14 protein-coding genes are annotated in these 8950 nt (G+C 57.3%); 6 read left to right on the top strand and 8 right to left on the bottom strand.

The annotated features are described in order from the left end of the window. Positions 1-47 precede the first annotated feature (47 nt). Positions 48-617 carry a hypothetical protein gene (locus AC2FLP_RS13795; RefSeq protein WP_496684261.1) on the top strand — a complete coding sequence of 190 codons (570 nt, stop codon included), beginning with the start codon at positions 48-50 and terminating at the stop codon, positions 615-617. A gap of 134 nt (positions 618-751) precedes the next feature. Continuing rightward, positions 752-1564 carry a type I methionyl aminopeptidase gene (gene map, locus AC2FLP_RS13800; protein ID WP_117871744.1) on the top strand — a complete coding sequence of 271 codons (813 nt, stop codon included), beginning with the start codon at positions 752-754 and terminating at the stop codon, positions 1562-1564. Here the strand turns inward: map and AC2FLP_RS13805 are convergent. From AC2FLP_RS13805 to AC2FLP_RS13820, 4 genes are all read right to left on the bottom strand, one after another. Further along, a complete protein-coding gene (locus AC2FLP_RS13805) occupies positions 1552-1731 on the bottom strand; it encodes a hypothetical protein (protein ID WP_299899544.1) in 180 nt (59 codons plus the stop codon). The genes map and AC2FLP_RS13805 overlap by 13 nt on opposite strands. 25 nt (positions 1732-1756) lie before the next feature. Then, a complete protein-coding gene (locus AC2FLP_RS13810) occupies positions 1757-2392 on the bottom strand; it encodes an HAD family hydrolase (RefSeq protein ID WP_299899546.1) in 636 nt (211 codons plus the stop codon). A gap of 89 nt (positions 2393-2481) precedes the next feature. Beyond that, on the bottom strand, positions 2482-3039 hold the full coding sequence (gene rsmD / locus AC2FLP_RS13815) for a 16S rRNA (guanine(966)-N(2))-methyltransferase RsmD (protein WP_299899548.1): 558 nt from the start codon (positions 3037-3039) through the stop codon (positions 2482-2484). After that, the gene (locus tag AC2FLP_RS13820) at positions 3036-4247 is read right to left on the bottom strand and encodes an NAD(P)/FAD-dependent oxidoreductase (protein ID WP_496684266.1); all 1212 of its coding nucleotides are present in this window, start codon (positions 4245-4247) and stop codon (positions 3036-3038) included. The genes rsmD and AC2FLP_RS13820 overlap by 4 nt, the downstream gene beginning before the upstream one ends. A gap of 99 nt (positions 4248-4346) precedes the next feature. Between AC2FLP_RS13820 and AC2FLP_RS13825 the strand changes: the two genes are divergently transcribed. The 4 genes from AC2FLP_RS13825 to AC2FLP_RS13840 all read left to right on the top strand — a co-directional run bounded on the left by AC2FLP_RS13825 (position 4347) and on the right by AC2FLP_RS13840 (position 5870). Beyond that, positions 4347-4832 (top strand): peroxiredoxin, encoded by a 486-nt coding sequence (locus tag AC2FLP_RS13825; RefSeq protein WP_299899552.1) that lies wholly within the window; start codon positions 4347-4349, stop codon positions 4830-4832. Between the two features lie 102 nt (positions 4833-4934). Beyond that, positions 4935-5180, top strand: coding sequence for a glycine zipper 2TM domain-containing protein (locus tag AC2FLP_RS13830; RefSeq protein WP_496684269.1), 246 nt, complete (start codon positions 4935-4937; stop codon positions 5178-5180). Positions 5181-5191: 11 nt separating this feature from the next. Beyond that, positions 5192-5539: an EF-hand domain-containing protein gene (locus AC2FLP_RS13835; RefSeq protein ID WP_496684272.1), complete on the top strand. Its 348-nt coding sequence runs from the start codon at positions 5192-5194 to the stop codon at positions 5537-5539. Positions 5540-5561: 22 nt separating this feature from the next. After that, positions 5562-5870, top strand: coding sequence for a hypothetical protein (locus tag AC2FLP_RS13840; RefSeq protein WP_117872941.1), 309 nt, complete (start codon positions 5562-5564; stop codon positions 5868-5870). Here the strand turns inward: AC2FLP_RS13840 and AC2FLP_RS13845 are convergent. Genes AC2FLP_RS13845 through AC2FLP_RS13860 form a run of 4 tightly spaced genes read right to left on the bottom strand, consistent with a single transcriptional unit; the run spans position 5867 to position 8609 of the window. Then, positions 5867-6160, bottom strand: a complete 294-nt coding sequence (locus AC2FLP_RS13845) for a 4a-hydroxytetrahydrobiopterin dehydratase (RefSeq protein WP_496684275.1) — start codon at positions 6158-6160, stop codon at positions 5867-5869. The two genes, AC2FLP_RS13840 and AC2FLP_RS13845, sit on opposite strands and share 4 nt — an antisense overlap. Then, on the bottom strand, positions 6157-7344 hold the full coding sequence (locus AC2FLP_RS13850; RefSeq protein ID WP_299899556.1) for a GNAT family N-acetyltransferase: 1188 nt from the start codon (positions 7342-7344) through the stop codon (positions 6157-6159). The genes AC2FLP_RS13845 and AC2FLP_RS13850 overlap by 4 nt, the downstream gene beginning before the upstream one ends. A gap of 45 nt (positions 7345-7389) precedes the next feature. Next, positions 7390-8157 (bottom strand): glycerophosphodiester phosphodiesterase family protein, encoded by a 768-nt coding sequence (locus tag AC2FLP_RS13855; protein WP_299899558.1) that lies wholly within the window; start codon positions 8155-8157, stop codon positions 7390-7392. Next, positions 8154-8609: a RidA family protein gene (locus tag AC2FLP_RS13860; RefSeq protein ID WP_117871720.1), complete on the bottom strand. Its 456-nt coding sequence runs from the start codon at positions 8607-8609 to the stop codon at positions 8154-8156. Before AC2FLP_RS13860 ends, AC2FLP_RS13855 begins: the two co-directional genes overlap by 4 nt. Positions 8610-8950 lie beyond the last annotated feature (341 nt).

Below are 8950 nucleotides of genomic sequence, written 5' to 3' on the forward strand. Positions count from 1 at the left end.
CCGATCATTTCTATCGAATTTGCCTAGGTTTCTCAAAGGACAACTTAATGACTGCCCTACCGAAGACCGAGAACACCCGCTTAGAAAAGCGTATTCGAACAATCTCACTGACTCTAATGATTTTGGGTGGCATACCTGTATTGGCAAGATTTTTTGGTGTAGGGTTTGTTCCCTCTCCAACTTGGGTTTCTTGGACCTTTTGGCCAGCATGTGTCGTCGGCGCGCTTTCTGCGGCATTGGCGCTTTGGGCGGTTCATCTTAGCTTATCGGAAGGCATCCAACTCTCGGAGCCAATAAAAACAACATTGTCTATATTTTTCATGCCTTTGGTAGGCGCGTTCGCGGGGTTTCTTGTAGTGGCAGCGACGATCCCGATGGTTGTTTCTCTTCCCTCTTTTCACACGGTAGAAATAACATTTGTTGTTAGTGATCCCAATATGGGAGATTCTCGGAAGTGCCCTAGGCCGATCGCTCTGAAAGACACGGCGCGTGCCATTAACGTCGTTTGTGATGTCCCGAACAGTATTCGCAGACGTCTGCAAACCGGAAGGCAGATTATTCTTGTTGGCCCCGGAAGCAGTGTCGGCGTATTCCCAACTCACTTTCGTCTGCCTTGATCGACAAGTGCCCTTATCAGTCTCTGTATTAAACCCAACTAACTGAAAAACACCCACCACTGCACACCCTCTGGAACTTTCTGCACAAGCAGCGTAAAAGGAATGCTGCGCGCAACATTTGGAGCTTAGCGTCGATGAAAGAGCATCGTGGCCGCCTGACCAAGGACGGCATTCGCATCTATGAACAAGGTGACTTTGCCGGAATGCACGCGGCAGGGGCTTTGGCGGCGCGAATTCTAGATGATATTGCCGAACATGTGTTTCCAGGTCAAACCACTGGCGCAATTGACGGGCTGATCACGCAGATGGTCGAAAACGCCGGCGCGACCTCGGCCACCATAGGCTATAAAGGCTATCAGCACGCCAGTTGCATCAGCGTGAACCACGTTGTCTGCCATGGCATTCCGGGCGACAAAAAGCTGAAGGATGGCGACATTCTGAATATCGACGTGACAGTCATCGTCGATGGCTGGTTCGGCGACACCTCGCGCATGTATGTGGCGGGCAAGCTGCCGCGCAAGGCGGAACGGCTGATTCAGGTGACTCATGACGCGCTGTTCAAGGGCATCGAGATGGTCAAGCCGGGCAATACATTTGGTGACATCGGCCACGCAATTCAGTCCTATGTCGAAGCTCATCGGATGAGCGTTGTACGCGATTTCTGTGGTCATGGTCTGGGTCGCGTTTTTCACGCACCACCGAACGTGTTGCACTATGGTCGCCCGGGCACCGGTGCCGTTCTGGAAGAGGGTATGTTCTTTACCATCGAACCCATGGTCAATCTGGGTCGTCCCGAAACCAAGACGCTGGCCGATGACTGGACTGCCGTGACCCGCGACAAATCACTGTCGGCACAGTTCGAACATTCGGTGGGCGTCACCTCAGATGGGGTCGAGATCTTTACCCTGTCTCCCGGCGGCAAATACCACCCGACCTATTCCTCTTGATCCGCGGCCTGTTCGCGGAAAAGTTTCAACAGCATCGTTTCGTCCCCCCACGGCGTGACCGCGTCGTGGATGAAGACCGGCGCACGCATGGGTTTGCGCTCTGGGCTGGTGGAAGCTTCTGCATCGCTGGAAAAGGTCCAGGCGAAAGGTGTCAGGGTGCGATCCATACCCGTACTTTAGCACAACCGCGGGTCAAAGTCCCAACAACCCATGCGCCTGCGACATGTCCGTGATCACTTCAGCACCCAGATCCGCCAGCTTTTCACCGCCTCCATGAGGCGCATAAGCGAGGCAACGCATGTCGGCTCGGATTGCAGCCGTGACACCACTATGACTGTCTTCGATCACCACCGGAGCCTTTGCACCAAAGTGCTCGGCGGCCAGTTGGAACATCTTTGGGTCCGGCTTTCCGGTGCCCAGCACATGGGCCGAGAACATCACGTCTTTGAACCGGTCCCAAAGCCCGTTCTGACCCAGTGTGATCTTCATCTTGTCCGGGCTGCCATTCGACGCGACGCAAAAGGGGATACCCTTTTGATCCAGCCCCTCAAGCAGGTCTGCGATACCGGGCACCAATGGCACACCTGCACGCAGGCGGTCGTAGGTTTCGACATAGATCTGATCTATCCAGTCTTCGGGCAGAAGGGCACCCATCGCGCGGGCCTTGTCGCGCACGCCGACCATCGTTCCACCCACAAACAGCGACATACATTCATGCAGCGCCAGATGCAGGCCATAATCCGCCAGATTGTCCACCAGCACCTGGTTCGAGATCACCTCGCTGTCCACCAAAACGCCGTCGCAGTCGAAAATGACAAGATCGTGCATATGGAATCCCTACTTCGCCTCGCGGTCGGCCTATCCAGGCTTTCCCGTCATTGCCCACCCATGTTAAGCGCCAAACCGCGCAGAGCGATTCAATCTGGAACACCTTTCCACATCAAAGAAATATGCGTGTCGCCATACCTGCGGCTGTCATGCAATGTGAATCCGGCCGGCGCCTGCATCCGGGCGTTTTCTTCCCAAACCAACAATGCATCATCCGCGATCCAGCCATTGGCCAAGGCGGCGACGGCCTTCTGCCCCATGGATTTCCCGTAAGGCGGGTCCAGAAAAACCAGATCATAAGGCGCGCCGGTATTGTCGCCCAACCGGGTTGCATCGCGGCGGATCAAGTCGGTACGATCGGCGCTGCGGGTCAGATCGATGTTCTTGCGGATCAACCCGTGAGCCACCCGCCCGTCATCAACGAAGGTGACATGCGACGCGCCCCGCGACAGTGCCTCCAGCCCCAGTGTCCCGGTTCCCGCGAACAGATCCAGCACCCGCAAACCGTCAAATTCGATCTGGTGGCTGAGCACATTGAACAGGCTTTCACGCACGCGGTCGGTGGTGGGGCGCAGATGCGCGCCCGCATCACCCTTGCCGACCGAGGCGAGGGCGCGGCCCCGGAATTCTCCGGCAATGATCCTCACGCCTTAAGCAGCGGTTTCAGGTCCGCGTTCGGGTCTGCCACAACTTCGGGATCAGCTGTCTTGCCCATTTCGATCAATCTCTTGCCGACCATGTATGCTCGCGGATCATTCATCGCATCCACAGCAATCAGCCTGTCGCCTTTGTAATACCAGAAGGACATGGTCTGACCCTCGCCCCCGCGGGTCACCACACGGTCATATCCGGTGTTCAGGCCCGCGATCTGAAGCTTGACGTCGTACTGGTCAGACCAGAACCATGGGGTCGCCACGTAAACCTTGGCCGCACCCAGCATGTTCTGCGCCACGATTTCAGCCTGGTCGATGGCGTTCGGGACGCTTTCCAGACGGATACGACTTTCGCCATGGGGGAAAGAGGCGCAATCGCCGGCCGCCCAGATCGACGGATCAGAGGTCCGGCCATGGGCATCGGTTTTGATGCCGTTGTCCAGCTCCAGCCCTGCCATCTCGGCCAGTTGAGTAGAGGGCTCGATACCCACACCGACCACAACAAAACCCACCTCCAGCTTTGTGCCGTCGGTCAACACGGCCCCCACAACCTTGCCGTTTTCGCCGATCAGCCGATCGAGCCCGACACCTTCGCGAATGTCGGCACCATATTTGCTGTGCAGCGCGCGGAAATAGTCGCTGGTTTCGGGTGCTGCAACCCGTTGCAGGATGCGGTCGGCCATCTCGACCAGAGTGACCTTGACGCCCCGCTTGGCGCAGACAGCGGCGGCCTCGAGCCCGATGTAACCGCCACCCACGATCAGCGCGCGGGCGCCTTCGGTCACTTTGGGTTCCATCTCGTCAATATGGGCCAGGTCGCGCACCACGTGGACACCGTCCAGATCGCCTCCGATGGCAGCAGGCAGGCGGCGCGGATCTGACCCGGTGGTCAGCGCCAGTTCGTCATACGGGATGACCTCATCCCCAAGAGTAACCGTTTTGGCCTTGGGATCGATGCCGGTCACGCGCTGGCCAAGACGCAAAGTGATGTTGTTTTCGACGTAGAAGCTTTCGGGGCGCAGGAACAGGCGCTCCAGCTCCATCTCTCCAAGAAGATAGGCCTTGGATAATGGCGGGCGCTGATATGGCAGATGCGGCTCGGCCCCGATCAGAGTAATCTCTCCGCCGAACCCGTCCTTGCGCAGCCGCGCCACCAAAGACGCGCCCGCTTGCCCTGCGCCAATCACGACAATATGGCTCATGCTTTGCCCACCCTGCAGTTTTCCCGTGGTCTCTCTGATTGGACCACCTATATTGCGCTTAAGCCCAATTCTGCAAATCCAAACGACAGGAGCTAAAAAATGATTTCAACAGGAGACACCCTACCCGAGGCCACACTGATCCAGATGGGGGCAAACGGGCCGGAAGAGGTTCGGATTTCAGACAAGACCAAAGGACGCAAGGTTGTCATTTTCGCTGTGCCCGGCGCCTATACCGGTACGTGCACCACCGCACATGTGCCAAGCTTCATCCGTACAAAAAAACAGTTCGACGACAAAGGCGTTGAAGAAATCATGTGCCTGTCGGTCAACGACCCGTTCGTCATGCAGGCCTGGGGTGAATCCACAGGCGCGACCGCGGCGGGATTGACCATGGTCTCAGACGCGGCTTCAGAATTCACCAAGGCCATCGGCATGGATTTCGACGCCCCGCCTGTGGGTTTGTTCGCACGCTCCAAACGGTATGCGATGCTGGTCGAGGACGGTAAGGTCACGGCCCTGAATCTGGAAGAAAACCCCGGTGCCTGCGAGATCTCAGCGGGTGAAGGCCTGCTGGAGGTGATCTGAATTTGGCCGGCCCCGGTTTGCCCGGGGCCGCGTGAACCCAATTTAACTTGAAGCAGCGCCCCAATGCGCGAATACTCGACGCATAATTTGGGGAGCTTTTTTATGAAACTTAAGTTGTTTTTATCCTTCCTGACCGGCGCGGCCCTTCTGGCAGCCTGCGGACCGGCCCCAGCCCCGCAACAGCAAGCTGCACGACAGCACGAGATTGCCTGCCTTGGCGGCACATTGGGCGGCGCCTTGATCGGCGGTGCAATCGGCAACCAGTTCGGCGGCGGATCGGGCAAGACGATCCTGACAGCAGCCGGCGCCGCCGCCGGTGGCTTTGAAGGCCAAAGATTTGCATGCTGAGGAGATTGGAAATGAAACAGGCGATTTTTGTATTCACGGCTGCATTTTTGGCCTCGGCGACCAATGCCGAAACCGTGGCCGAACTGCATGAAAAAGAATTGAACGCCATCGACGCAAACAATGACGGGTTCCTGTCCAAAGACGAATTCGACGTTTTTTCGGACTATGCGTTTCAGGCCATGGACGAAGACAAGAACGGCACATTGGGTCAGGCCGAGGCCAAACCGTTTCTGGACATAAAGCAGTTCCAGAATGTTGACCGCAACAAGGACAGCTTTATCTCAAGATCGGAATATTATGCACAGATGAATGAAGATTTCGGCGCGGCAGATCAGAACGGCAATGGTCAACTGGACTAAGCCCGTTTTCAAGGAGCTTGGTATGAAAAGATGGATTGGAATGGGCGCTTTGGCGCTGGTCGCGGCCTGCGATGCGCCGCAGGCTCCGGTCGTGACGGGGCCGGACGGGCAGGCCCGCATTCAGATCAATCTGTCTGGCCTGACCTGCTACGAAAACCGGTGTCTGGATATCAACCCATCAGCGCGCAGTGTGCGCCAGATCGGGAACAAGACCACGGGCATCCCAAGATCCATAGATGTCAGCGAAGGCACCGTGACGCCTGCGGAATTCAAGCAGATGGGCACAGCCGCGTCCCTGGCCGGTGGCCAAGGTTCAGGCAACGACCGTTAACACAGACTGTCCATCTTTCGAGCCAGCTTGGCGTCCAGTGACGACAGGCCACCTACGTCATGGGTGGACAGGACCACCTCGACTGTGCGGTAGACGTTGGACCATTCTGGGTGGTGGTTCCATTTCTCGGCCCAGATCGCCACTTGCGTCATCCAGCCAAATGCGTGCACAAAGTTGTCGAAAATGAAGGCCTTGGTGATCGCGTCGCGGCCTTCGACCATGGTCCAGCCGTTTTTGAACAGCGGGTCCAGCAGCGGGCCACGGGTCTCGGCGGACAAAAGTTCAGTCATTGCTGTTCCTCCGGGTTCGATTTCCTGAACGGGCCGTAATCTGTCAGAATCTCGATCTCTTCTCCCACTGCGCGGCCTTCGGCGTCCAGATATTTTTTAATCGCATCGGCAAAACCCGGATCACCGACCCAGTGCAAGCTATGCGTGCGCGTCGGTAAATAGCCGCGTGCCAGCTTGTGTTCACCCTGAGCGCCCGCTTCCACCCGGGCCAGACCGTGGGCAATGGCAAAATCTATCGCCCTATAGTAGCACAGCTCGAAATGCAGGCAGGCATGATGTTCAATGCAGCCCCAGTACCGCCCAAAAAGCGTTTCGCGGCCTATGAAGTTCAGCGCACCCGCAATGGCATGCCCATCCCGTTCAGCCAAAACCAGCGCCATATCATTCGCCATCGTCTCTTGTGCGATGTCAAAAAACTGGCGCGTCAGATAGGGTGATCCCCATTTTCGGGCCCCGGTATCCTGATAGAACCGCCAAAAAGCATCCCAGTGTTCCGGACGCAGATCATCGCCTGTCAATGTATGGATTTCACCGCCAAAGCCATGGGCCTGCGCCCGTTCCTTGCGGATATTCTTGCGCTTGCGTGACGACAAGGCGGAGAGGAATTCATCGAAATCAGCATAGCCATCATTCAGCCAGTGAAACTGTTGCGAGCTGCGCAGCATAAGACCCATCTGCTCCCCCGCCAATGCTTCCTCTTCTGTGCAGAAGGTCGCGTGAACCGATGACACCTGGTTGTCAGCCGCCAGTTGAACGGCACCCTGCACCAAAGCCGACATTCCGATTCGCTCGTAGCCCGGGCGCACCAGAAACCGACGCCCCGTTGCGGGTGTGAACGGCACCGCAATTTGCAGTTTGGGATAATACCGCCCGCCTGCGCTTTCATAGGCATGGGCCCAGCTGTGGTCAAAGATGTACTCGCCCTGGCTGTGCGATTTGGCATACATCGGGGCCGCTGCGATCAGGATCCCGTCAAGAAAGGCCGTCAGGTATTGCGGCTGCCAACCCGTGCCACGCCCGACCGAGCCGCTTTCCTCAAGCGCCAGCAAAAAGCGATGCGTGGTGAAGGGATCAAGGGGCCGTCCACCATCGGCGGCCTCAGGGCAAGCGCAGGCATCCCACTCGGTCGCTGAAATCTGCGACAGTGACCCAAGTACCTGAACTTCGATTTGAGCCTGATCCATGTACCCTCCGCGCCAGCCCTTTATCTGTGACCGAGGCGCCAAGGTTCAAGCTGAATACGCAGCCAGATACCCTTCGAAGGTCACATTGTCGGCAACCATGCGGGCCTCTGCCTCTTGCTCAGGTGTCCGAACAGTCCAGCACAGGATCGGCACGCCCTGTGCCTTCAGTTCAACCACACGTGCGCGGGACAGGTCAGCGGCCTCATGGCTGATGAAACCGGCCCCGACACGATCGAAATCCGGAATATCGCGCAAGTGATCACACACGTTTTGCGGCAACAGTTCGACACTGGGCTCATAGGCGCAAGTTGTGATGCCGCGCGGCAGATGCGGGGCCAGCCGCGCCAGTTCCGCAACCGAGTTGGGATTGAAGGACATCAGCGCCACCGGACCTTCGTACCCCTGCAATGCGCGCACGGTGTCGTGCTCGAGGGCACCGATATTCATACCCATAACGCCGTCCTGATCCTTCAACTCGATCAGCAGCGGCACCTGGCCTGCCACGATTTCCAGCACATCATCCAGCGTTGGAATGCCGTCCTCGCCATACAACAGAGTGGTATTGGACGCCGCAACCGCCGACACCTGCCGGACCGGACCGGACTGACCGGTCAGACGCGCCATATCATAGTCATGAAATACCACGGCACGATCATCAGCTGTAAGTTGAAGATCAATCTCAATCCCGTAACCGGCATCAATGGCAGCACGAATGGCCGCCCGGCTGTTTTCCGGACGGTTTTTCGAGACGTCGTGCAACGCCCGATGGGCAATTGGGGCCTGCAGAAACGCAGCTGGCAGGGGCGGTATCATTCGATCTCGAATATACCTTCGATCTCAACTGCCACGCCCAAAGGCAGTGACGCAGCGCTAACGGCGGAACGCGAGTGGCGACCGGCGTCGCCCAGCGCTTCGACCAGGAAGTCGGATGCGCCGTTGATCACTTGCGGCTGTGCGGTGAAATCTGCGGTCGAGTTCACGAAACCGGTCAGTTTGATGACACGCACCAGTTTGTCGATATCTCCGCCACAGGCCGCCTTGACCTGTGCCAGCAGATTGATCGCGCAGACACGCGCCGCAGCGGCTCCGGCTTCGACATCCATGTCGTCGCCCAGCTTGCCAGTGATCAGCTCATCCGTTTTCGATATCTGGCCGGACACATACACGATATTGCCCACACGTACGAAAGGCACATAATTTGCCGCCGGCGCCGGTGCGTCGCCCAGTGTGACACCGAGGCTTTCCAGTTTTGCAGCGATGCTCATTGAGAGGGTCCTTCCCTGATTGACTCTGCCGGACGCTAACCGGGAAGCACAGCCGTGGAAAGACGGAATACGGCAATTTCCGGCTTGCACGCGATCTGAGCATATCTTTACTTATTATGACTTGTAGATACTCAATTGCTTTACCCGGACCTGACGGACAGGTTACACGCTAGGTGTTTCATTTGAGATCTGAAACGACTATGTGACAAGAACTTGTGCCTTACCGGCGTGTAAGTATTGGTGAATTGTGATTGTTGGCCCGACAGAACGGATGCCGGGCATTTGGGAGAAGCAAAGATCGTGTCGAGCAGATTTCGCCTGAAACACCTGGTTGTACTGTC

Source organism: Ruegeria sp. CDSA141 (assembly GCF_059612005.1).